The 22,180-nt window shown below is 28.9% G+C and carries 20 protein-coding genes; 6 read left to right on the top strand and 14 right to left on the bottom strand.

Features of this window, described 5'->3' with window-relative positions; all coding sequences use genetic code 11:
• Nucleotides 1–103 precede the first annotated feature (103 nt).
• From ACKU3H_RS09445 to ACKU3H_RS09430, 4 genes are all read left to right on the top strand, one after another.
• Entirely contained in the window at nt 104–1,210 is a 1,107-nt protein-coding gene (locus ACKU3H_RS09445; RefSeq protein ID WP_320033602.1) for a DUF808 family protein, read from the top strand.
• A 1-nt stretch (nt 1,211) separates the two neighbouring features.
• Nucleotides 1,212–1,856, top strand: a complete 645-nt coding sequence (locus tag ACKU3H_RS09440; RefSeq protein ID WP_320033601.1) for a hypothetical protein — start codon at nt 1,212–1,214, stop codon at nt 1,854–1,856.
• A gap of 115 nt (nt 1,857–1,971) precedes the next feature.
• Nucleotides 1,972–2,265 (top strand): DUF3817 domain-containing protein, encoded by a 294-nt coding sequence (locus tag ACKU3H_RS09435; protein ID WP_320033600.1) that lies wholly within the window; start codon nt 1,972–1,974, stop codon nt 2,263–2,265.
• A gap of 1 nt (nt 2,266) precedes the next feature.
• Nucleotides 2,267–2,743 (top strand): DUF420 domain-containing protein, encoded by a 477-nt coding sequence (locus ACKU3H_RS09430; RefSeq protein WP_320033599.1) that lies wholly within the window; start codon nt 2,267–2,269, stop codon nt 2,741–2,743.
• Here the strand turns inward: ACKU3H_RS09430 and hypF are convergent.
• The 14 genes from hypF to ACKU3H_RS09360 all read right to left on the bottom strand — a co-directional run bounded on the left by hypF (nt 2,740) and on the right by ACKU3H_RS09360 (nt 20,127).
• The gene (gene hypF / locus ACKU3H_RS09425; protein WP_320033598.1) at nt 2,740–4,959 is read right to left on the bottom strand and encodes a carbamoyltransferase HypF; all 2,220 of its coding nucleotides are present in this window, start codon (nt 4,957–4,959) and stop codon (nt 2,740–2,742) included. The two genes, ACKU3H_RS09430 and hypF, sit on opposite strands and share 4 nt — an antisense overlap.
• An 18-nt stretch (nt 4,960–4,977) precedes the next feature.
• The gene (locus tag ACKU3H_RS09420; protein ID WP_320033597.1) at nt 4,978–6,603 is read right to left on the bottom strand and encodes a hypothetical protein; all 1,626 of its coding nucleotides are present in this window, start codon (nt 6,601–6,603) and stop codon (nt 4,978–4,980) included.
• Nucleotides 6,587–7,150 (bottom strand): HyaD/HybD family hydrogenase maturation endopeptidase, encoded by a 564-nt coding sequence (locus tag ACKU3H_RS09415; RefSeq protein WP_320033596.1) that lies wholly within the window; start codon nt 7,148–7,150, stop codon nt 6,587–6,589. The genes ACKU3H_RS09420 and ACKU3H_RS09415 overlap by 17 nt, the downstream gene beginning before the upstream one ends.
• The gene (gene cybH / locus ACKU3H_RS09410) at nt 7,150–7,818 is read right to left on the bottom strand and encodes a Ni/Fe-hydrogenase, b-type cytochrome subunit (RefSeq protein ID WP_320033595.1); all 669 of its coding nucleotides are present in this window, start codon (nt 7,816–7,818) and stop codon (nt 7,150–7,152) included. Before cybH ends, ACKU3H_RS09415 begins: the two co-directional genes overlap by 1 nt.
• 9 nt (nt 7,819–7,827) lie before the next feature.
• Nucleotides 7,828–9,558 carry a nickel-dependent hydrogenase large subunit gene (locus ACKU3H_RS09405; protein ID WP_320033594.1) on the bottom strand — a complete coding sequence of 577 codons (1,731 nt, stop codon included), beginning with the start codon at nt 9,556–9,558 and terminating at the stop codon, nt 7,828–7,830.
• A 3-nt stretch (nt 9,559–9,561) separates the two neighbouring features.
• Nucleotides 9,562–10,749 (bottom strand): hydrogenase small subunit, encoded by a 1,188-nt coding sequence (locus tag ACKU3H_RS09400; protein WP_407933671.1) that lies wholly within the window; start codon nt 10,747–10,749, stop codon nt 9,562–9,564.
• A 335-nt stretch (nt 10,750–11,084) separates the two neighbouring features.
• The gene (locus tag ACKU3H_RS09395) at nt 11,085–12,620 is read right to left on the bottom strand and encodes a hypothetical protein (protein ID WP_320033592.1); all 1,536 of its coding nucleotides are present in this window, start codon (nt 12,618–12,620) and stop codon (nt 11,085–11,087) included.
• Nucleotides 12,611–13,186 carry a HyaD/HybD family hydrogenase maturation endopeptidase gene (locus tag ACKU3H_RS09390; RefSeq protein WP_320033591.1) on the bottom strand — a complete coding sequence of 192 codons (576 nt, stop codon included), beginning with the start codon at nt 13,184–13,186 and terminating at the stop codon, nt 12,611–12,613. The genes ACKU3H_RS09395 and ACKU3H_RS09390 overlap by 10 nt, the downstream gene beginning before the upstream one ends.
• 128 nt (nt 13,187–13,314) lie before the next feature.
• On the bottom strand, nt 13,315–14,040 hold the full coding sequence (locus ACKU3H_RS09385) for a cytochrome b/b6 domain-containing protein (protein WP_320033590.1): 726 nt from the start codon (nt 14,038–14,040) through the stop codon (nt 13,315–13,317).
• Nucleotide 14,041: 1 nt separating this feature from the next.
• Nucleotides 14,042–15,778, bottom strand: coding sequence for a nickel-dependent hydrogenase large subunit (locus ACKU3H_RS09380; RefSeq protein ID WP_320033589.1), 1,737 nt, complete (start codon nt 15,776–15,778; stop codon nt 14,042–14,044).
• Nucleotides 15,778–17,019: a hydrogenase small subunit gene (locus ACKU3H_RS09375; RefSeq protein WP_320033588.1), complete on the bottom strand. Its 1,242-nt coding sequence runs from the start codon at nt 17,017–17,019 to the stop codon at nt 15,778–15,780. The genes ACKU3H_RS09380 and ACKU3H_RS09375 overlap by 1 nt, the downstream gene beginning before the upstream one ends.
• Before the next feature lie 266 nt (nt 17,020–17,285).
• Nucleotides 17,286–18,641 carry a nickel-dependent hydrogenase large subunit gene (locus ACKU3H_RS09370; protein WP_320033587.1) on the bottom strand — a complete coding sequence of 452 codons (1,356 nt, stop codon included), beginning with the start codon at nt 18,639–18,641 and terminating at the stop codon, nt 17,286–17,288.
• 18 nt (nt 18,642–18,659) lie between these two features.
• Entirely contained in the window at nt 18,660–19,547 is an 888-nt protein-coding gene (locus tag ACKU3H_RS09365) for a Ni/Fe hydrogenase (RefSeq protein ID WP_320033586.1), read from the bottom strand.
• Nucleotides 19,537–20,127, bottom strand: a complete 591-nt coding sequence (locus ACKU3H_RS09360; RefSeq protein ID WP_320033585.1) for a TetR/AcrR family transcriptional regulator — start codon at nt 20,125–20,127, stop codon at nt 19,537–19,539. Before ACKU3H_RS09360 ends, ACKU3H_RS09365 begins: the two co-directional genes overlap by 11 nt.
• A 189-nt stretch (nt 20,128–20,316) precedes the next feature.
• Here ACKU3H_RS09360 and ACKU3H_RS09355 point away from each other — a divergent pair, with 189 nt between their 5' ends.
• Together ACKU3H_RS09355 and ACKU3H_RS09350 are read left to right on the top strand one after the other, a co-directional pair.
• Complete coding sequence (locus ACKU3H_RS09355; RefSeq protein ID WP_320033584.1) at nt 20,317–21,093, top strand: DeoR/GlpR family DNA-binding transcription regulator; 777 nt, start codon at nt 20,317–20,319, stop codon at nt 21,091–21,093.
• On the top strand, nt 21,093–22,166 hold the full coding sequence (locus ACKU3H_RS09350) for an ABC transporter ATP-binding protein (protein ID WP_320033583.1): 1,074 nt from the start codon (nt 21,093–21,095) through the stop codon (nt 22,164–22,166). Before ACKU3H_RS09355 ends, ACKU3H_RS09350 begins: the two co-directional genes overlap by 1 nt.
• The last annotated feature ends 14 nt before the right edge of the window (nt 22,167–22,180 follow it).

Here is a 22,180-nt window from a genome sequence, read left to right as displayed (position 1 = left end):
CAGTCTAGTAAATCTAAACTAAAATTAAACTAATATTATGGTACACTTATGTACTATTTGAACTAGTAAATTTTTTATGTTACATTTTATTTTAGGAGATGTTATGGCAGGTATATTAGGATATTTATCAGTTTTATCAGATGATATAAGTACCCTTGCAGGAAAAACTATATATAGTGCAACAAAATCATTGGCAACAACCTTTGATGATATTGGAGTACTTTTTGATGATATAGTAACTTATACTAAAATGGCAAGTAGTAAATCTTCTGCTATATTAGTTGATGACTTAGCCGCTATCTCAAGCTTTACAAACGAAACAACTTCTGATTTATTAAAAAAAGAGTTAGAAAAAGCAAAAAATATTAATGAACTAAAAACAAATATAGATAAACTTGATAAAAACTCAAAAGAGAATATACAAAAAGAATTATTAGATATAAGAAACAAAGCTATAAAACAAGCACAAAAAAATGCAGCAAAAAGGGAATTACCTATTGTTTATAAAATTGCAAAAGGGAGTTTGAAAAACAAGTTTATCATTATTCCTATAGTATTGCTTTTTAGTTTTTTTGCCCCATGGTTAATTTCACCGGCTTTAGTATTAGGTGGGATATATTTAGCTTTTGAGGGAGTTGAAGCAATATTAGAAAAATTCTTTCATCATGATAAAAAAGAAGAAAACAAAGAAAATCTTGAAATAAGTAGTGAAGAGTTAGAAAATATAAAAGTTAAAAGTGCTATAAAAACAGACTTTATTCTCTCTTTTGAGATTATTGTTATTGCTTTAAGTTTATTGGAAGAATCAGAATTTATTGTTAAACTAAGTGTTCTTTTTTTAGTTGGACTAATCGCAACCATTGCTGTATATGGAATTGTTGCTTTAATCATAAAACTTGATGATGTGGGGTTTTATTTTCAAGAGAAGAAAAGTAGTTTAATAAAAAAAGTAGGAGACTTACTTGTTTCTTCAATGCCTATTATTATAAAAATTATCTCAATAATTGGAACTATTGCAATGCTTGCAGTTGGTGGTGGAATTGTTGCACATCAAACCCATCTACTTCATTTTATGGAGCCAATAATAAATAGTTTTAAAGATTTTTCAGGAATTATAAACTTTTTTGTAGAGATTGTTTTTGGACTTATTATTGGTTTTATAGCAGTTAAAATTGTAGAAATTACAAAAGTTTTAAAAAAGCAAAACTAACATGAACTGCCCTTTTTGTAATAGTAAAAGAATTTACCATCTAAAAGATGATTTTAAAAAATGTAGTGTTTGTAAAAAAAAGTTTTCTCCTAGAAAAATTGAAACAGATTTAAGAACTATTGAACTATTTTGCAACAATATAAATGCAAATAAATGTGCAAAACTTTTAGATGTAAATTACAGAACTATACAAAATAGATATACACTTTTTAGAAAACTGATCGCATATTTCCTTGAAGAGCAACATTATAGTACCATACAAGATAATAGCTCCTATGAAGAGTATTATTATTTTACAAATAGACAAAAAAAAGATAAAAGCCGTTCTTTATATGAAGCAATAAACATAATAGGTTTCTACTCAAATAAAAAAGTCTTTACACTTCTTATGCCAAAGCTTAGTCGATATGATAGAGGGGAAGATAACAAAAACTTTGAAAACTATTTAAAATGGCACAAAATCTACTCCCAATATGCTTATACTACCCCTTTACATATTTTTTGGAAGTATTTAGAAGAAAACCTAAAAAAATACAAAGGAGTAGAAGAAGAAAACTTTTTTTACTATTTAAAAGAGTGTGAATTTAAATTTAATTATCTACAAAACAAGCAAATTGAGATATTAAAAGAGTTATATTATAACTAAAATTAATAATCTACTTTTAATTGTATAAATTCTTTATAAAAAGAAAAAATTTATCATTTAACTAAAGATATTATAATATTAAGTCAATATAATATCAGAAAATTTAAGGACGTTTATGTTTAGTAATGCTTTAAGTAGATTTAGACTTATATCTGCAATTGAGGGTTTATCTTATTTAATTTTAGTTTTTGTTGCAATGCCTATTAAATACATAGGTGAAAATCCTTATCCTGTAAAAGTTTTTGGAATGATTCACGGTGTTTTATTTATAATTTTTATGATTTCATTATTTGAAGCAAAAATAAAAGAAAAATGGAACACAGGTTTAATGTTTCAACTTTTTGTATTATCTTTAATACCATTTGGAGCATTTCTTATTGAAAAAAGAGTAAAACCTAAAGCAATATAATATGTTTTTACTAGATCAAGGCTTTTTAAATACAAAAGCCCCTTTTTTCTTAGATTTAATCACAATCTATTTTGCTTTTTTACCTGTATTATTAGCTATAAGTATTAGATATGCTGTAAAAAAAGAGTATCAAAAACATCTAACTTCACAATCAATCATACTGTTTTTTACTCTTTTTATGATAGTTATTTTTGAAACAGGAGTTAGAATTACTGGTGGGTTTATAGAGTTTTCAAAAGATTCAACTTTAGTGCCCTATTCTTTCTTACTAAGTTTTCTAATAATACATATAATAATCGCTATATTTTCAGTTGCTGGTTGGCTTTATTTGTATATATATTCTTATAAACTATATAAAAACAAAGAGCTTGAAAAACTTAAAAGTAGCAAACATAAAAAAATTGGAAAATATATTTTTCTATGTTTAACTCTAACTTCTTATATGGGTGTGGGTATTTATATTCTTCTATTTTTCTAGATTTGAGAATAGACCTGACCCATAGCTATACCACCATCATTTAAAGGGATATTCTTAGAATAGTAATATCTCTTTTTATTCTCTTCTAACTTTTTGCAAACTGCCTCAAGAAGTGTTTTATTTTGAAATACTCCACCTGTTAGGATTATAGGAAGTTCATATTGCTTTGATATTTCTAGAATTAAATTAATAAGCATATTTATAAACTTAGTACAAATAAGCTTTTTATTGTTATCTTTTATAATCTCTTTTATAGCTATAGATAAATCTATATTTTCATTTTCAATCTTATATGTATAGGCTTCTTTGATATTTTTATCATATGCCATCTCTATTTGAAGTCCTGTTTCACCCTCATAACTTTGCACTTGTAAAATGCCACTAAATGAAGCGATAGCATCAAATAATCTTCCAACAGAGCTTGTAAGTGGTGCATTTAAACCCTTTTGCCAAATTGTATGCATTAGTTTAATCTCATTTGGCAAAAATGCTTTTACAGTAGGTATATCTAAAAGTAATATTTCATCTAAAGTAAAACTATCAAAAAGTAAAGAAAGAGCAACTCTTTTAGGCTCTTTTACTGATTTTTCTCCACCAAGGAGTTTAAAATATTTGAAATAATTAACTCTTTTATACTCTTTTTTATTTGTAATAAAAACCTCTCCACCCCAAATATTTTTATCATCGCCATATCCAGTACCATCAAAAGAGAAAGCTAAAACCTCTTCATTTAACTTATACTCTGCCATAGCGGATAAAACATGGGCATAATGGTGTTGTATTTGAACTATTTCAATATCTTGAGTTTTTGCCCATTTTACACTTTCATAATTTGGATGTTTATCACAAACTATAATATCTGGTTTAAAATCATAGAAACTTTTAAAAGTATTTATTGTTCTTTCAAAATATTCCATTGAAGTTATAGAGTTTAAATCTCCAATATGGGGAGATAATATCAGGTTATTTTCAAAAGCTAAAGCGATAGTTGCTTTTTGGTTTGCCCCTAAAGCTAATATCTTTTTATCTGTTTTTTTATCAAGTCTTAATGCAGTTGGAGCATAACCTCTGGCATTTCTTAAAATAGAGATGTCTTCATTTACAACTTGTACCACAGAATCATCACAGGCATTTATAATCTCTCTATTAAAATCTAAAACATAATCAATAACATCTCCAAGTTTTTGAAAAAGTTCCTCTTTATCTCTAATTATTGGTTCATCAGAAAGATTGGCACTTGTTGCAATAATTGGATTATTTAGATATTTAAAAAGTATTATATGTAAAGGGGTATAAGCTATAAAACACCCTAATCTGTCAATACTTGGTGCAACTTGAGAACTTAATTTTGAGCTAATAGTTTTAACTAAAGTAATTGGCTTCTCTTTTGAGTTAAGTATCTCTTCCTCTTTTTTTGTTACTTTTGCAAATTCTTTTATTTGAGCTAAATCTTTAAACATAACAGCAAAAGGTTTTGAAGGTCTGTTTTTTCTTTCTCTTAGTTTTTTTATTACATTATCATTTGTAGCATCACAAATTAAGTGAAAACCACCCATCCCTTTTATTGCTACAATTTTCCCTTCATTTATTTTTGAAGCAATTTTTTTAATAGCATTTTCATTAGATTCTATCTCTTGATTTTGTGAATCATATAAAGCTATTTTAGGCCCACACTTTTGACAAGCAACTGGTTGGGCATGATATCTTCTATTTGTAGGATTTATATACTCTTTTTTACAATCTTCACACATCTCAAAATATGCCATAGAAGTATTACATCTATCATAAGGCACAGTTTTGATAATAGAGTATCTAGGTCCACAGTTTGTGCAGTTTGTAAGTGCATAGTTATATCTAAAATTGTTTTTATCATTTATGTCATTTATACAATCATCACATATTGCCATATCAGGTGAGATAATTGTTGTTTTATTTGAGGTATTTTCACTTTTTACTATTTCAAAACTTTTATAGTTTTTTTCTTTAGTCTTAGTTTTTAGTATAGAATCTATTTTTGATAAAGGTGGTGCTGAGTTTTCAAGTGTGTTTAAAAAGCTATTTATAGAAGCTGTATTACCCTCAAGATGTATATTTACACCTTGGTCATCATTGTTTACCCATCCATTAAGATTGTTTGAAATAGCTAAGTTATAAACAAAGGGTCTAAAACCTACCCCTTGAACAATCCCTTTTACTTCAATAAATACTGCACTCATCTATTTTCCATTTATTTTTTATAATTGTATTGGAAAATCCTTATTATAATATAATTTTGAAGTTTTATTAAAAGCTTTAGTTATCAATTTATTTATATTTTCAAAACCTATATAATCTCCACAAAATGAGATTCCATCAACTTCAAACTGTTCATTAACCTCATCATAAAGATCACTTATAAAATATATAAAACTCTCCACATATCCCAATGATAAAGTTTTTTCTTCAACACCTGCAAGTTTAAAGCTAATACCACTTTTAATAAAACTTACAATATCAAACTCTTTATTAAATAGTTTATCGCTTTTTTTTAGTTTATAATCTATTCTAGGACCCTTTTGTAAAAGACAAGATTTTGCAGTATTAAAAATATCATCCAAATCTAAAATAATAGAAGCTATTTTCCATAAGTTTGTAATCGATTTTAGCTTATTATCTATATTTGATTCTATTGCATTTTTATAAATTTCTGGAAATTTTTCTTTATAACTATTTAGTAATTTATCACCATTTTCAGTTTTTTCAATATTTTCAAAAAGTTCACTTATACTATTTGGAATATTATATTTTACAATATCAACAAGGCCATCTATTTTTGATGAATATAGATTTATACCATCATCATATTTTGAAGATATAAAAAAGTTTAAAATTGTTTTCTCATAAAGTTTATTTTCATCCAAAAGTACCATAAATTGAGATTTAGATTTTTCATCAAAACTATTATAAACCTTATCTAATCTTTTATCATAACAGCTATTTTCTAATATATATGTATTATTTTCTGTAAGAGATATTTTTAATAGATTTAATTCTCTTTCATAAGCCAGTGTTAGATTTGTTTCTTGATTTGTTTCTTCAACACTCAAAAAATCTATACCTAACTTTTGCAACTCTTTTGAAAGTAAATATATAACTAAATCCCAAGAAGCAATCACATTTATTTTATCAAACTCTATTTGCATATTTTTTTTATAAATAGCATTTAGATTAAATTCTATAATTGGTTTTTCAAGACTTAAAAGCATTATATTTTTTTGTTTTGAACCAACTGTAATTTTTGATAGATTATTAATATCTGTACATAATATAGTTTGATTTTCATATTCAATCTTTTCTAGTTTTTTTAAATATATACTTTTATTTGTATTTTTTATCTCTATTGTTTTGCCTTGGGCAATATTAGAAGCTAAAAACTCAAAACTGTTTTTAAAACTAGTAAACTCAACTTTTTCTTTATTTTCAAAGATATCAAGAGATTTAACATTGGAAGTTGTACCACAAAGTTGACAATTTATGAAGGGATTATAATAATTTGTCGTTTCTTTATTTTCGATTTCTGCTAAACAATTTGAACAATAAGACTTTTGGCAACTATCTAGGGTATGTTGATAGTTTATAAGAGGTATTTGTGATACAACTTCCAATGCAAAATCTTTTAAAAATATTGATATTGGAAGCTCATTTGACAACTCATCTGAAATTTTTATTAATCTTTCTTCTTCATCTTCTACATATAAAAATATATTTTCTTCATCTCTATTTATATAATATTTTGTCTCCTTTTGTTTTAATATGTTATCAATATAATCAACAAAGTAGTTGTTATTTGATTGATAAACAAATTTATATTCTAGAATCATTTATAATCTCTCTTTTAAAAGATATTTTTGAAATATCTTCAATAGTTACATCTTTATCTCTTACAGATACTTCTACACCCATCTCTTCTAAAGATTTAATAAGTGTATGCTCCATAGTAGCAGTTGCTTTTACAATCTCATCACTTAAATCAAAAGTTGTATCATCAGCAACTCTTTTTGGAATCACTCCAATAACGTGAGTTTCAGGTAAGTCTCCATTCATTTTTATCATATTTAAAGTTTGTAACATCTCAACTTCATGGGCACTACCTTGCCAATCAATCTCAGAAGGTGCTTTTAAATAATCAAAAAAATAAACATCCCCAGCTTTTGAATCTAGTGCATCAATACAATCAACAACATATACTTTATCAAACTTGATGATTAGAGGAATTAGCCTTTGAGCTAATGTTCCTCCATCAACTATATTTACACTATGTTTGTCAGTTGAAAATTCATATTTCTCATCAATATAATGTATAAAATGAGCGCCTATCCCCTCATCTTGAAACAATATATTCCCAATTCCTAGTATTAATATATTCATTATTTTTTACTTTTTATCCATCTGTAACCACTGATAATTGAATCCATAGCTCCACTTTTACCATATACAGAGTTAAATACCGCTAGATAAACATGTATTGGTAAGAAGATTATAAATACCCACATAAATATATGGTGTAGTTCTCTAACCCATGCTAATCCACCTAAAAGTACTTCAAAGCTTCTCATAACATCAAAAAGCACTCCACCCATTCCTTCATGATAAACATGAACATATAAAATAAGTCCTGTTAAAGATATCATCACAATTGATAGATATATACCTACATATGCCAAGAATTGTAAGGGATTATAAACACCTTTCCCATGAGGGTGTTTAGTTATCAATAGATAATAACCTATTTGTTGTAACCAAACTTTTGGATTAATAAAATCCCAGAATGAATCCCTTTCTAATCTACTTTGTTTATCAAATATAAATAGATAAAATTTTCCTATTGTAACTGCAATTAAAAGAAAACCAAAAATAATATGCCATGATCTAAACAAAGCATTTAAAAAATTTGTTGGTTCCCCTCCATTTGTTGCAGGAGCAATAAATGGGTATGCAATATAAAAACCTGATGCAGTTAATATTATAATTGCAATTGCCCTAACCCAGTGAGTTATTCTAAGCCAAAATGAAAATTCATAATGTTTTTTTATCATAATTTGCTCCTAACAGCTAGTTCCATAAACTGGGTCAACTTTATATACACCCAAGTTATTACCTTTTTTATCCATAACATGAACAGCACACGCGATACATGGGTCAAAACTATGAATAACTCTAATAATCTCTAGTGGTTTAGATATATCTTGTACTTTTAAACCAATAAGATTTGTTTCATAAGGACCTTTTTGCCCTTTAGAGTCTTCAGGTCCTGCATTCCAAGTTGAAGGAACAACAGCTTGATAGTTTTCTACAACACCATTTTTTATTCTAATCCAGTGTGATAACATACCTCTTGGTACATCACCAATAAATCTTCCTTTATACTCTTTATCTTTGTCTATATGATAAGAAGCACAAGTATCTTGGTCAACTTTTAAGTTTTCAATTAAAGTACTAAATGTTTCACCACCATTTTTAATAATAGCCATTGCTTGTAAACATCTAGCAGCAGTTCTACCTAATGTAGTAAATAGTGCTTCTGTTGGTAATCCAGTTTCAGCTAAAAATTCATCAACAACTTTTTTGATTCTTTTATTTCCACTTGCATAAGATACTAATAATCCTGATAATGGTCCAACTTCCATTGGTTTTCCATCATATCTTGGTGATTTAATCCAAGAATATTTTCCACTTCCATCAACAGCTTTAGAATGAATATCTTCCCCATCTGGTCCCACAGTCATTCTTTCATTTAATCCTGTATATTTAGGATTTGTTTTTCCATTATATGGATGTAAAGGTTCATCATCTGCATACCAAGCGTGAGTTGCTTCTTCAGTAATTAAATCTTCATTGATTGGATAAACCTTTGAAAGGTCACCATTCATAATAATACCTGTATCAAATAAAAATTCTGTTCTATTTAATTGCATCTCTTGATGAGACATAAAATTCATAGTTCCAGCTTTTTGAACAACACTCTCTTCACTTGCATAAACACTTGATGCCATTTTAATATCTGCATAATATGCATGTTCAATAAACTCAGCAACCTCTTTGTATTTAACCATATATTCACCAAGTCTAGATGGATCTAATAGATCCATTACACAAGTTACTCCACCAACAGTTAAACTTTGTGGATGTGGTTGTTTACCACCAAACATTGCCATTAATTGTGCAGCAGTTCTTTGTACCTCTAAAGCTTTTAAATAGTGAGATAAAGCAATAAGGTTTTGTTCAGGAGAGAATTTAAATGTACTATGTCCCCAATATGCATTTGCAAATGGTCCTAGTTCACCTTTTTCAACAAAAGCTTTAACTCTATCTTTTACTTTTACTAAATCATTTTCCCCAGTTGCAATTGGGTATTTAGTATATTTAAATGCTTCTTTTGCTGCTTTTGCAGGATCTGCATCAAGAGCTGATACAACATCAACCCAATCTAATCCATGTAAGTGATAGAAATGTACAACATGATCATGCATAAATAAAGCTTGATTCATCAAACTTCTAGTTAGTTTTGCATTTAATGGTGGAACAATTCCTAAAGCATTTTCAACTGCTTCAATCCCTGCTCTATAGTGAGAGAATGTACATACACCACAAATTCTTTGCATAAGAAAACCTGCATCTCTCGGGTCTCTATTTTTAACAATAGTTTCTAAACCTCTCCATAAAGTAGCCGATGAGAAAGCATCTTGAATTACATTATTTTCATCAACCTCTACTTCAATTCTTAAGTGTCCTTCAATTCTTGTTATAGGGTCGACAATAACTCTTTTATTTGCCATTTTCTACTCCTCATCTTTTGGGTTTTTAAATTTTGAAATTGCAGCGTGTGCAGCTATACCAATACCTGTAACTGCTAATAATCCAACACCAATTTTATCTGCTGTTGCATCTGCACCTAAGCCACCAAATACAGTATCATATAGTCTATCTGCAACAGGCTCTTCAAATGGTCCCATAGTATCCCAGAAATCTGGTTCTGAACAACCTATACAACCATGACCTGCTTGAATTGGCCAAGATGTATGTTGGTTAAATTTATTTTTAGAACAGTTATTAAAGGTATAAGGACCTTTACAACCAACTTTATATAAACAATAACCTTTTTTTGCACCCTCATCACCAAACTCTTCAACAAACTCACCAGCATCAAAGTGACCTCTTCTTTCACATAAATCGTGAATTCTTTGTCCATAAGCCCATTTTGGTCTATTATAGGCATCAAGTGCTGGTAATGTACCATATAAAATAAAGTGTAATAAAGTTCCAACAATATTTTTCTCACTTGGAGGACATCCTGGAACATTAATAACTGGTTTATTCGTGATTTTACTTAAAGCAACTGCGCCAGTTGGATTAGGAATTGCAGCTTGAACCCCACCAAATGATGAACATGTACCAATAGCAAAAATTGCTTTTGCGCTTTCACATGCAACTTTTGCACTGTGTTCCCCAGTATTTCCATGACCACCAATAGTTAAATAAAAGTTTGTATCACCACTTGGAATACCACCTTCAACCATAAGGATATAGTTTCCTTTATGTTTCTCTATTGCATGTTCTAGATTATGTTCCGCTTGCCAACCTGCACTTGCCATTAATGTTTCATGATATTCTAAAGAGATATAGTCAAAAATCAATGAATCAATAGTAGGTGCATCAGTTCTTAATAAAGATTCAGAACATCCTGTACACTCTGCCATATGAAGCCAAATAATTGGCAGTCTATCACTTATTTCAGCAGCTTTTGCAACTAATGGAGTAAAATTAGCTGGTAATGCTAACATTGCTGTAACTGCTGTAGCCCATTTCATAAAGTCTCTTCTTGAGATACCTTTCTCTTCTAAAACTTGTGGAATAGATTTTTTTTCATCTAATTTTGGAAGTTTTTCAAGAGTCTCTAACCTTTTAGAAAGTCTGTTAAATAAACTATTCTCTTTCACAATTTTTCCTTTTATTGAACAATTATTCATTCATATTGACATTATAAAAAAACACAAGGCAAATTAATTTGACTTAAATCAATATTTGAATGAATATTCATTATTTATAAAGTATATTACATGACTTAAACTTAACTTTAACTAAAATACTAATTAATTTTCAAAATTTTTATATTATAAATAATTATAATCTTTCTAAAGTGACTCAAGTGTGACAGATAACCGATTCTTTAAAGTTTAAGACATATTTTTTACATTTGTAATTGGATAGAAAAAATCAAAAAGAAGATATTAGATAAACTAATATCTTATAATTGATTTATAAAGTTTTTTTAATTGAAAGTTAAATTGTAAATTTTTTTTTACTAAAAATCCAAAGGGTACTCTTTTGGTACATGAATATTAATATTTTTAAGATTTTTACTTATTTTAGAAAGTAGTATAGAGTTCGCAAAAACATTACCACAAATAATTAAGTCATTTGCTTTTATCTCTTTGTTAATTGTGTTTACATTATCTGTAATAAAATCAGATAAACTTTCAAAGAAAGAGTATGCAATCATAGTATCTTCAACACCTGCCATTTTATAACTCATTGAACTTTGAATTATTCTTCTATAATCTAAATAATTTTTGCCATCTATTTTGATTACATTCATATCTATTTGAATTCCACTTTTTGCATTGTATAATAAGGCACAATCCTCAAACTCTTTATAATCCCTCATACCTAAAACATAAGCAAGAATATTCATAATTGAGGCAAAACTATCACTATCTTTATCTATAAACTCTTTTTCAAAATATTTTGAATATTTATTTCTATAGTTTTCAACTAATCTTTCACAGTTTTCATCAATTGATTTTATATCTTCTAGACAATTATCTACACTATTTAATACATTTGGAACATAAATCACATCTTTTGTTCCAACTTCAGGAAGATTTATTTTTATTGCAGACTCATCACTATCATATGAAAAATAAACTCCTACAGAGGGAACATCTTTTAGATTAAACTGATCTATTTTTGCTTTAAACACTGAACCATATTCATCAAAATAATCTTTACAAGAGTTAACTTGTCTATTTAGATTGTAATCATATTTAGGGAAAAGTGTTTTCTCTCCATGGATTACAATATTTTGTTTGTCATTATATGTAACTTTTAAACCATCTTGATAAATCTCATCATTTACATATAATAGATAATCAATCCCCTCTTCTTTTAAAGCATTTGCAAATAATACAGTCTCTCTATCATCAGGAATTTTTGCATAAATAAATCTAGTATTTGAATACTCTTTTTTTGAGTTTTGTAAAAGTTTAAATCTAAGTTTAACTAAAGGTCTTTCTATTGAACATAATAGTTGTAAATCTTTTTGTGACACTTCTAATAGATTTGATATTGCATTGATATTAGTAATCAAAAGTTTAACCTCATAACCTTTTGCTTCAAAATCTTCTCTTAATTCATATGAAGGTAAAAATAGATCTTTTAACCCATTATGTGTTTCATATCTAGATACACCACCATCTTTTATTTTATTTACATCATTTGAAAAATCAATATGATTTTCATCTAATATTTTTTTGATTTGATTATTTGTAAGTAACGAAATATTTAGCTTTATTCCCTTATCTTCTAATTCTTCATATTTATCAAAATCAAAACTTTCTAAAACTTCTGCACTTGATAAATATATAGATAAAGGTAATTGTTGCTCTAGATTTTTAAAAAAATTCTCTATTTTTTCTTGTGTATCATCACAAATTAATAGAATAAACCCTTTATACATCTTTGTAGTAACATTAACATCAGATTGTTTAGCAATATCATCTATAATATTTTTAAAATAAAAATTTGTACTTGAAAAATTGATTTTATATATTAATTCCATGTGGTGTCTTCCTCATTTGGAATTCTATTTAGGTGTTCACCATTATAGCTTCCGATTAACTCTTGTGCAATTTGCTTGATTGATTTGTTATCTTTTCTTTTCATCTTAATACCAACTGATTCTAACTCTTTTAATGCTTGTGCAATATACTCATCAAATCTATCTTCAATTGTTTTAGTAAGTCCAATATCAACACTTTCGATATCTTCTGGTATTATTCCTAAAATAGTTACTTCTGCATGTTTATCTAAAACTGAGCAAATCTCTAGCATCTCTACTATTTCAACTTCATGGGCAGTTTTTCTATATTGTCCAAGTCCTAATAATACATCAGAAGGCAATCTAAAAATCTCCCCTGCTTTATCTTCAATTGAAACAGTATCTAAAATAATTACATTATCATACTCTTGAAAAAATGTCATTAATTTAAACCCTAATGTACCACCCTCAATAATCTCTAAACTATCATCAAATTCAAAATTCTCTTCTAAATATTTTGAGGCATAAATACCTACACCCTCATCTTTAAATAGTACATTACCTACACCAATAACAATATTTTTCATTAAAATCCCTGTGTATAAAGTTTTATTAAAATTAAAATTTATAATCTAATATTTTAACTTAAATAAACTTTTATAAAAAAATAGGCTGCGATAAAAAATCGCAGCCTATTACAAATAGAAACACTTAACTATTTTCCTTGTGATTCTACTTCCCCTTTTGAGTTAACAATATTTTTGTTAACAAATTTAGTTCCACCAAATACAATATTAATGTCCCCTTCTCTCCAGAAAACAGTTCTCCAGATTTGATAATAAATATGTGACATAACCCACATAATTAAAATATACATAGCAGTATGATGAGCAATTCTAACTCCCATATTTCCACCAAATACCCAAAGTGTCCAATCTGTTGATAAATGTAAAATCCAAGGCCACCATGCTCCAATAGAACTAGTTCCAGATGCTAAACCATGAACATACATTTGAAGACCTGTTAATAACATAAATACTAATAAAATATGAAATAGTGTAAAGAACATAATATTATAACTATCACTATGTTCTGAATCAAATTTCTTTCTTCTATTAAAAGTAATTAAGTTAAAAAATACTTCACAAAACTCAATAAAATTCTTTTTAGTTGGTAATATCTTCTTATAAGGTTTTTCAAATCTTGAAAAAAGATATAAGTAACCAATTAAAATTGCTGTTACATCAAATATAATGGCAACAATAAAATGTCCCCATCTATTCCATGCCATCACATATTTATCAACTGCAGGATCTGCAATAAAAGATTGATAATATGGATGACCTATATATAGCCCGGTTATGACTGCAACAACCATACAAATTGCATTCATCCAGTGAATGGTTCGCATGATTGGAGTCATTCTCTCAACCCGCTTCATTTTAGGCACGGCATCCTCCTACTGGATCTACTTTGTATACTGCCAATTCTTTACCTTTTGTATCTACAATGTGAACTGCACAAGCGATACAAGGGTCAAAACTGTGCACTGTTCTAATAATCTCTAGTGGTTGATCAGGGTCTACAACTTTTGTACCAACTAAAGAAGCTTCATAAGCTCCCATTCTACCTTTATAATCTTTTGGTGCTGCATTCCAAGTTGAAGGAACAACTGCTTGATAGTTTGCAACTTTTCCATCTTTGATTTTAACCCAGTGACCTAAACCACCTCTTGGAGCTTCTGCCATACCATAACCTTGTGCATCTTTTGAAACTTTATCAAAATCAAATTCAGTCCAAGTTGATAAATCACCTGATGCAGCATTTGCAGCTAATTCATCACACCATTCAATAATAACATCAGCCATTAATTCAGTTTCAATAGCACGACCAGCTGTTCTTCCTACAGTTGAGAATAATACTTTTGTTGGTAAGTTTCCATTTTTTAAGAATGTAGTTACATATTTAGTAATTCTTTCATCACCACTTGCAACTCCAATAATCATCCTTGCTAATGGACCCACTTCCATTCTTTGATCATCATATAATGGTGATTTAATCCAAGAATATTTGTTATCAGTATCTAAATAAGCAATACCATCTTTTTTCTCTTTAAATCCAGTATAGTTAGGATTTGTTTTACCACTAAATGGGTGAAGATTATCATTACCTTCATACCATGAGTGAGTTACATCTTCTGTAATTTTAGATTGGTCTAACTCAAATACTTTTGATAAATCTTTATTTAAAACAACACCACTTGGGAATAGTTTTTTAGCTTCATAAAATGGAGTATCATCAAGATTAAAATCTCCATAAGACATAAAGTTACCTAAACCACCACCAACACCAGCTAGTGCTTCATCAGCATACATAGTACCAGCCATATAAACATCTGGAAGATATGCTTGTTTAGTAAATTTTTGAGCTAATTGGATAATATCTTTAAACTCAGCAATTCTTGCAGGATTTTTAATATCTTGAACACAAGTTACCCCACCAACAACAATTGATTGTGGATGTGGGTTTTTACCACCAAATATAGCTTGTGCTTTTGCAATTTTTCTTTGTAATTCCAATGCATCTAAATAGTGAGAAAGACCAATAAGGTTTTGCTCAGGAGTTAATTTATATGCTTTACTTCCCCAGTAAGCGTTTCCAAATACTCCAAGTCTTCCTTGTTTTACATATTTAGTAACTCTTTCTTGAACTTCAGCAAATACATCTTCACTTGCATTCCATGGTCTAGTTCCAGCAACTTTTGCCCACTTTTGAGCTTCTGCTACAGCTGCTTTTGGATCTGCTTTTAAAGCTTCAGTAATATCTACCCAGTCTAAAGCGTGTAGATGATAGAAGTGTACAATATGGTCATGTAGATATAATGCACCTTGCATTAAATTTCTAACAAGTCTTGCATTTTTTGGAATTGTTACACCAAATGCATGCTCAACTGCTTCAATTGATCTTTGATAATGAGTACCTGTACAAACTCCACAGATTCTCATAGCTAAAAGACCACAGTCTCTTGGATCTCTACCTTTTAAAATCTCTTCAATTCCTCTAAACATTGTAGATGAACTGAACGCATCAGTAATCACATTATTATCATCAATTACTGCTTCTATTCTTAAGTGTCCTTCAATCCTTGTTATTGGATCTATTACTACGTGTTTACCCATTACTCTTCTCCATCTTCACTATGAACTGTTCTTTTTCCAATAGCAGCACTTGCTACTGCATGTACACCTATACCAATTGTTGTTGCTGTTAATAATCCAAGACCAAACTCATCAACTGTTTTTTCAACCCCACCAGTTGGTGCTTTGATATTTGCATCTGCCATTGGTCTTTCATAAGCATATTTATCCCAGAAATCAGGCTCAGAACAACCAATACATCCACGACCAACACCAACAGGCCAGTTTGCACCCTCGTTATATCTAATAATTGAACAGTTATTAAATGTCATTGGACCTTTACATCCAACTTTATATAAACAGAAATTGTTTTTAGCACCTTCATCTCCCCATTCTTCAACAAATTCACCAGCATCAAAGTGAGCTCTTCTCTCACAGTTGTCGTGAATTCTATAACCAAATGCAAACTTAGGTCTTAATAAAGAATCTAATTCAGGAACTTGTCCAGTTAATACATAATGTAAAACAACACCAACCATATTTGCAGGATTCGCAGGACAGGCAGGAATATTAATAACTGGCTTACCTTTAACTAAATCCATTACACCAACAGCACCAGTTGGATTTGGAGCAGCAGCAGGGATACCACCAAATGTAGCACATGTACCAACAGCTACAACAGCAGCAGCATCTTTAGATAATCTTTCTAAGTGTTCTTGGAAAGTTTCACCACTTGCACCAATTGTCCCATATTGACCATTCATAGCTGTAGGAATTGCTCCTTCTACAAATAATAAATATTTACCTTTGAAATGGTGAATAGCATCCTCTAATTGAGCATCAGCTTGATGACCAGAAGCAGCCATAATTGTTTCATGGAACTCTAAACTTAAAACATCAAATAATAAATCATCTACTGTTGGAGCAGAAGATCTTAATAAAGCTTCTGAGTTACCTGCACAATCTTGTAACTCAATCCAAATTACTGGAACTCTATTCATAAGTTCAGTAGCCTCAGCAACTAATGGTGTAAACATAGGAGGTAACATTAAAGTTGCAGTTGTTGCACTTGCCCACTTCATGAAATCTCTTCTATTTACACCTTCACTCTCAACGATATCCATCATATCTATATCTTTAAGTGCTGGTTGCTTTTTTAATGCCTCTAATCTAGTTTTTGCTTTTTCAAAAAGCTTACTATAATATGCATCACCTTTATTTGTATCGACTCTAGCAGAATTCTGGGTAAAAACTTTTTTTACCATGTCATGAGAATCAACCATTAACCTCTCCTTTGTCTTATTTAAATGAATGTTCATTTAGCATCATTGTAAAATTATCCTTTAGATACTTAAGCTAAACTTATTATTTTTAACTAATATTTTGCATAAAAAATAAAAAAATATTTTTTATTTTTATAAAAATATAACTAAATACTATGTTTTCGTTGATTATTTAAATATGAGTGTTTTTATCTTGTATAAATATAATTTTTAAATATTATTTTTTAAGCTTAAATTTATTTTTCTATTGTTACTAAAAGATACAGTTAATGAGTAGTACAAACAGAACAAACATCAAAACTTCTTAAAATAATTTGAGCTTTTTTTATAGAATTATTTCCAATCATTGCCTTTTGAGCTATAGAAGGTTCAGTTAAACTCCCAGGTCCTAAGTTCCAAACAGTTGGGGTAATTACGTTATATTTATTGATTTTTCCATCTTTTATATCTATTTCATGTAAGAGTGAACCTCTACTTGCCTCAACAGTTGCGATACCTTTCCCTTGGGCTATATCATTTAAAGATAGATTTGGTTTTATAAATGAGTTTTCATTAACATCAATTTTTTTTATCATCATTCTAGTTTCATAAAGCAAATAAGCTAATTCATCCATTCTTCCTAATACTCTTGTTAAAACAGAATCAGCATATTTTTCATGAACTTTTGAGATAAATTTTCTTTTTGAGATTATTGCTCTTGATAAAGGTCCTGTTTCATAATAGTTCTCACCATATTTAACACTTTTTGACCATCCATAAGCTTGAGAAGATTGCTTTGTTTTATCCAGATTAAATGTGTAATCGTTATTCTCTTTAATTCTTTCAAAATCTATTTTATTTATTAAACGTTTATTACTTTTTCCAGCTTTAAACAATTGACTATTTGTTAAAACAATATGTCTATTATGGCTTTTCCCTTCATTTTCTAGATTGTTTTCAAAGCATAAAGTGATAAAATCTTTTAAATCACAAGTAATTTTGTCTAAATCTGTTACTTTTGAAAAACTTAAATAGTTTTCTAAATCTACACCTGCAAAATCTTTTTCAAAAAATCTAATTGCATTATCTAAATAATTACCCATTGTTGATAAATCTAAAAGTGTGGGGTCACTTACAACTCCACCTGGAATCATATATGAAGTGTGGGGCCATTGACCTCCTATAATAGCTAAAGCCTTTATTGTTTCACTAGCAATAGATGAAGCCTTTAACCATTTTTCACCTTTTAAAGGTTCATATGAAGAAAAATCTTTATTTGATAGTTTAATCATATCAGGCATAATGAACATATAAAACCATTTTATATGTGAATCTATTATTTCTATATTTAAACCAATCTCTCTTAGAATTTCTGCTTTTTTTGTAAGTTCCACTTTATAATCAACTGCCTCGTAAATAGATTCTAAGGCTTCAACAGTGGCTTTAAGATGAGCTTGTCCACAAATTCCACAGATTCTTGGGGTATAAACTAAAGCATCAAGTGGAGCTTTGTTTTCAAGTATATATTCAAATCCTCTAAAGTTTAAAAACTCAATTCTTGCATCTTCTATTAGATTATCTTTCCAAGAGCAAACTAACTTTGCTTCACCTTCAATTCTTTCAATAATATCAACTGTTTTCATATATGCCTCTTGAATAATCTATATAAGTTTTTTGTGAAGTCTATCTATTTTAAATGTTTTAGCAACACCAGCTGCTGAAAGATATGCTCTTTTAGTAACACCTAAAGGCACTTCATCTGGAATACCTATGTTCTTTTTAGTTTCAAGCATATTTTCTCTTGGAAAATCAAATTCTGTACATCCAATACATGGCATACCAGCCCTAGTTTTACTGTTCACATCATTCCATAATATTTTATTACAGTTTGAATGAGTCATAGGACCACGGCAGCCTTGGTCATAAAAAAGACAACCCTCTTTTTGACCAAAATGTCCCTCTATTTTCCATTCAAAATATTCATTTCTAGTACATCCATGGTGGGCTAAGCTATAATATAACTCTTTTGGACGACCCTCATCATCAAGCATGATTTTTCCAAAATCTTTTAGTGAAAAAAGAGTTTGGAAAATCCATTCTGGATTTACAGGACAACCTGTTAAATTTACAATTGGATGATTTAATATATACATATTTTCAGAATCTAAAGAATCTTTAATCCCTCTAATATCACTATTTTGTTCAAACTTAGCATGTATTCCACCATATGAAGCACAAGAACCAACTGCAACTAAATATTTTGTTTGTTTTACTAACTTGTTAAATAAATCGTGTGATGAGAATCCAGATGTTGAAAAAAAGTGTGTATCAGATGTGATAGCTCCTTCAACTAATAAAAAATCTATCTCAATACTTTTTTTTACAATATCAGTAATTGTTAAATCTGTAGTTAATGAAGGATGATAAATCAAATCAAAACTATCTAAAAATAGTTTCATTCTATTATCATTGGCACTCAAAAAAGAGTGAGTATTACCATTACAAGTTATGGCTTGAAGCCATAAAACTTTTGGCTTTTTAGTCTTCATATTTAAGTGCTCTGTAGATGTTTTCTGCTACCTCATCAGAGTACGTTAAAATATCCTTGTCTAAAACTTTTTCTCCTGAAAGAAATGCAAATCCTCCTAAAGCTCCCATAATCATGGCAAAAGCTGGAAAAAATTCTTGTTGTCTAAACTCTTTTTTGGCTGCACCTTCATCTAGTAATATCATAACTTCAGTTACAAATTCACTTACGCATAAAAACCCTTCACAACCTTCAGCAAATACTTCTCTGTTTGAAAGGTATACCCTTAAAAAATATTCTATCACTTCAGGTGACTTTTTTACACTTTGTAAATATTTTTTAGTAAAAATAAATATCTTCTCTTTTGAAGTTATATCCATTTGGTTAATTGCTTTTAGTTCTTTAGCCAATACATTTGTAGAGTATTTTATAGCATATTTTGCCAACTCCTCTTTAGATTTGAAGTAGTTGTACATATTACCAACACTCATCTTCATTGACTTAGCAATATCAGGGATTGTTGTATTATAAAAACCATTTTTAGAAAATAGTTTCAAAGAGTTTTCAATAATAGTATTCTTTTTCTCTTCTTTAGATGGCAAAATCTATCCTTATCTTGATTTTATTTTTAATTATAATATTAAAATAATTAATTGTGAATGAAAATTCATAATTAATGCTAATAATTCCTCTTTTTGTAACATGTAACTAATATGTAACATTCAACATTTATAATTCCTTAGTTTTTTTTCGAACGAAAGATTTTTTACAATTAACAACGAAAGGCAAAAATGAAACCAAAAGAGAGACAAGCATATATCTTAGAAAAAGTTAGACAAGAAAAATTTGCATCAGTTGAAGACTTAAGTAATATTTTTGAAGTAACAGTTCAATCAATAAGAAAAGATATTAATGATTTATGTAAAAAAGGTTTACTTAGAAGAATCTATGGTGGGGTTGAGATACCTGCAAAAACTGATAATATCTCATATACAAGCAGAAAAATAATCCACTATGATGAAAAAAGAATAATTGCAAACATGATTGCAAAACAAATACCTAATAATAGTTCACTTTTTTTCTCTATAGGTACAACGCCAGAAATAATTGCAAAAGAGTTAATAAATCATAAAAATCTAAAAATATTTACAAATAATATAAATGTTGCTCTTGTATGTTGTGAAAATCCAAGTTTCGAAATAGTATTGCATGGTGGTTTGATTAGAAATAAACATAGAGATATTGTTGGAAATGATGTAGAGAATTTTTTTAGTTCATATAGTGTTGATTTTGGAATATTTGGAGTTGGAGCTATAGAAGATGATGGTTCTTTACTTGATTTTACCCATGAAGAGATAAAAGCTAGAGAAACAATATATAAGTTTAGTAAGAAAGTATTTTTAGCAGCTGATTCTTCAAAATTTGAAAGAAAAGCATATATAAGAGGTGGAAATATATCTATGGTAGATAACTTCTTTTGTGATAAAAAGCCTTCAGAAAATATTTGCAAAATACTTGAAAGTAATGGAGTCAAACTAACTTATCCAGACACAAAAGGAGTTAGATAATGCCATATATAGAACTAAAAAATATATGTAAGAGATACGGCAATAAAACTGTAATTGAAAATCTAAATTTTAAAATAAAAAAAGGAAGTTTTACTGTTTTATTAGGACCTTCTGGTTGTGGTAAATCAACAACTTTAAGAATGATTGCTGGATTAGAAAAGATAAGCTCTGGTCAAATTTTAATAAATAAAAAAGATGTATCAAAGTTAAATCCTTCAAAAAGAGGAATATCAATGGTGTTTCAATCTTATGCCCTATTTCCCCATTTAAGTGTTGAGGAGAATATATTATTTGGACTAAAGGTGAGAAAAGTTGAAAAAAAAGAAAGGGAAAAAAGACTTAAAAAAGTTGTAAAACTTGTAGGACTTGAAGGCTTACTTGAAAATAAACCCTCACAACTCTCTGGTGGTCAAAAACAAAGGGTTGCTTTAGCAAGGGCTTTTGTGGCCAAAAACAAAATCTGCCTTATGGATGAACCCTTATCAAATCTTGATGCGAAACTTAGACATGAGATGAGAATTGAGATAAAAAAACTACAACAACAATTGGAAATGACAGTTTTATATGTAACCCATGACCAAACTGAAGCTATGAGTATGGCTGACCATATTATATTATTAAATAAAGGAGAGATTGAACAAGAGGGAAAACCAGAAGAGTTATATGAAAATGTCGCTAGTACTTTTGTAGGTAGATTTATTGGAACACCTCCAATGAACATAATAAATATAAAAAAGGAAAAAGAAAAAGTATTAATAGAGAATCAAGAGTTAAAATCAACTTATTCAAGCCGTATTACTGAAGATATAGATTTTCTTGGAGTTCGTCCTGAAGATATATATTTTGAAGAAAATAATATTGGTTTTTGTGGTCAGATAGTTTATAAAGACTATCATGGTTCAGATACTATTTTAGGTATTCAAACTTTAAATGACAACTTAACAAATCCAATATTAATGAGAATACAAAAAGCTGATAACTATAAAAATGGTGATAGGGTTTGGATAAATTGGAGTGAAGCTAAAGTTAATTTCTTTAATTCACATGGTGAGAGAAGAGATATCTTATCTTAAATTACATATTAGTA

It is taken from the genome of Halarcobacter sp. (assembly GCF_963675975.1).
In the GTDB taxonomy this organism is placed as follows: Bacteria; Campylobacterota; Campylobacteria; order Campylobacterales; family Arcobacteraceae; genus Halarcobacter.
This window is presented reverse-complemented; position numbering and strand designations above follow the sequence as displayed.

Bases quoted from the DNA above. Each gene is read 5' to 3' on its own strand.
- hypF (WP_320033598.1), bottom strand. From the start codon at position 4,959: ATGAGTGCAGTATTTATTGAAGTAAAAGGGATTGTTCAAGGGGTAGGT.
- ACKU3H_RS09445 (WP_320033602.1), top strand. From the start codon at position 104: ATGGCAGGTATATTAGGATATTTATCAGTTTTATCAGATGATATAAGT.
- ACKU3H_RS09385 (WP_320033590.1), bottom strand. From the start codon at position 14,040: ATGAAGCGGGTTGAGAGAATGACTCCAATCATGCGAACCATTCACTGG.
- ACKU3H_RS09435 (WP_320033600.1), top strand. From the start codon at position 1,972: ATGTTTAGTAATGCTTTAAGTAGATTTAGACTTATATCTGCAATTGAG.
- ACKU3H_RS09405 (WP_320033594.1), bottom strand. From the start codon at position 9,558: ATGGCAAATAAAAGAGTTATTGTCGACCCTATAACAAGAATTGAAGGA.
- ACKU3H_RS09395 (WP_320033592.1), bottom strand. From the start codon at position 12,620: ATGGAATTAATATATAAAATCAATTTTTCAAGTACAAATTTTTATTTT.
- ACKU3H_RS09375 (WP_320033588.1), bottom strand. From the start codon at position 17,019: ATGGTTGATTCTCATGACATGGTAAAAAAAGTTTTTACCCAGAATTCT.
- ACKU3H_RS09415 (WP_320033596.1), bottom strand. From the start codon at position 7,150: ATGAATATATTAATACTAGGAATTGGGAATATATTGTTTCAAGATGAG.
- ACKU3H_RS09350 (WP_320033583.1), top strand. From the start codon at position 21,093: ATGCCATATATAGAACTAAAAAATATATGTAAGAGATACGGCAATAAA.
- ACKU3H_RS09380 (WP_320033589.1), bottom strand. From the start codon at position 15,778: ATGGGTAAACACGTAGTAATAGATCCAATAACAAGGATTGAAGGACAC.
- ACKU3H_RS09365 (WP_320033586.1), bottom strand. From the start codon at position 19,547: ATGAAGACTAAAAAGCCAAAAGTTTTATGGCTTCAAGCCATAACTTGT.
- ACKU3H_RS09370 (WP_320033587.1), bottom strand. From the start codon at position 18,641: ATGAAAACAGTTGATATTATTGAAAGAATTGAAGGTGAAGCAAAGTTA.
- ACKU3H_RS09400 (WP_407933671.1), bottom strand. From the start codon at position 10,749: ATGAATAATTGTTCAATAAAAGGAAAAATTGTGAAAGAGAATAGTTTA.
- ACKU3H_RS09440 (WP_320033601.1), top strand. From the start codon at position 1,212: ATGAACTGCCCTTTTTGTAATAGTAAAAGAATTTACCATCTAAAAGAT.
- ACKU3H_RS09390 (WP_320033591.1), bottom strand. From the start codon at position 13,186: ATGAAAAATATTGTTATTGGTGTAGGTAATGTACTATTTAAAGATGAG.
- ACKU3H_RS09420 (WP_320033597.1), bottom strand. From the start codon at position 6,603: ATGATTCTAGAATATAAATTTGTTTATCAATCAAATAACAACTACTTT.
- ACKU3H_RS09355 (WP_320033584.1), top strand. From the start codon at position 20,317: ATGAAACCAAAAGAGAGACAAGCATATATCTTAGAAAAAGTTAGACAA.
- cybH (WP_320033595.1), bottom strand. From the start codon at position 7,818: ATGATAAAAAAACATTATGAATTTTCATTTTGGCTTAGAATAACTCAC.
- ACKU3H_RS09430 (WP_320033599.1), top strand. From the start codon at position 2,267: ATGTTTTTACTAGATCAAGGCTTTTTAAATACAAAAGCCCCTTTTTTC.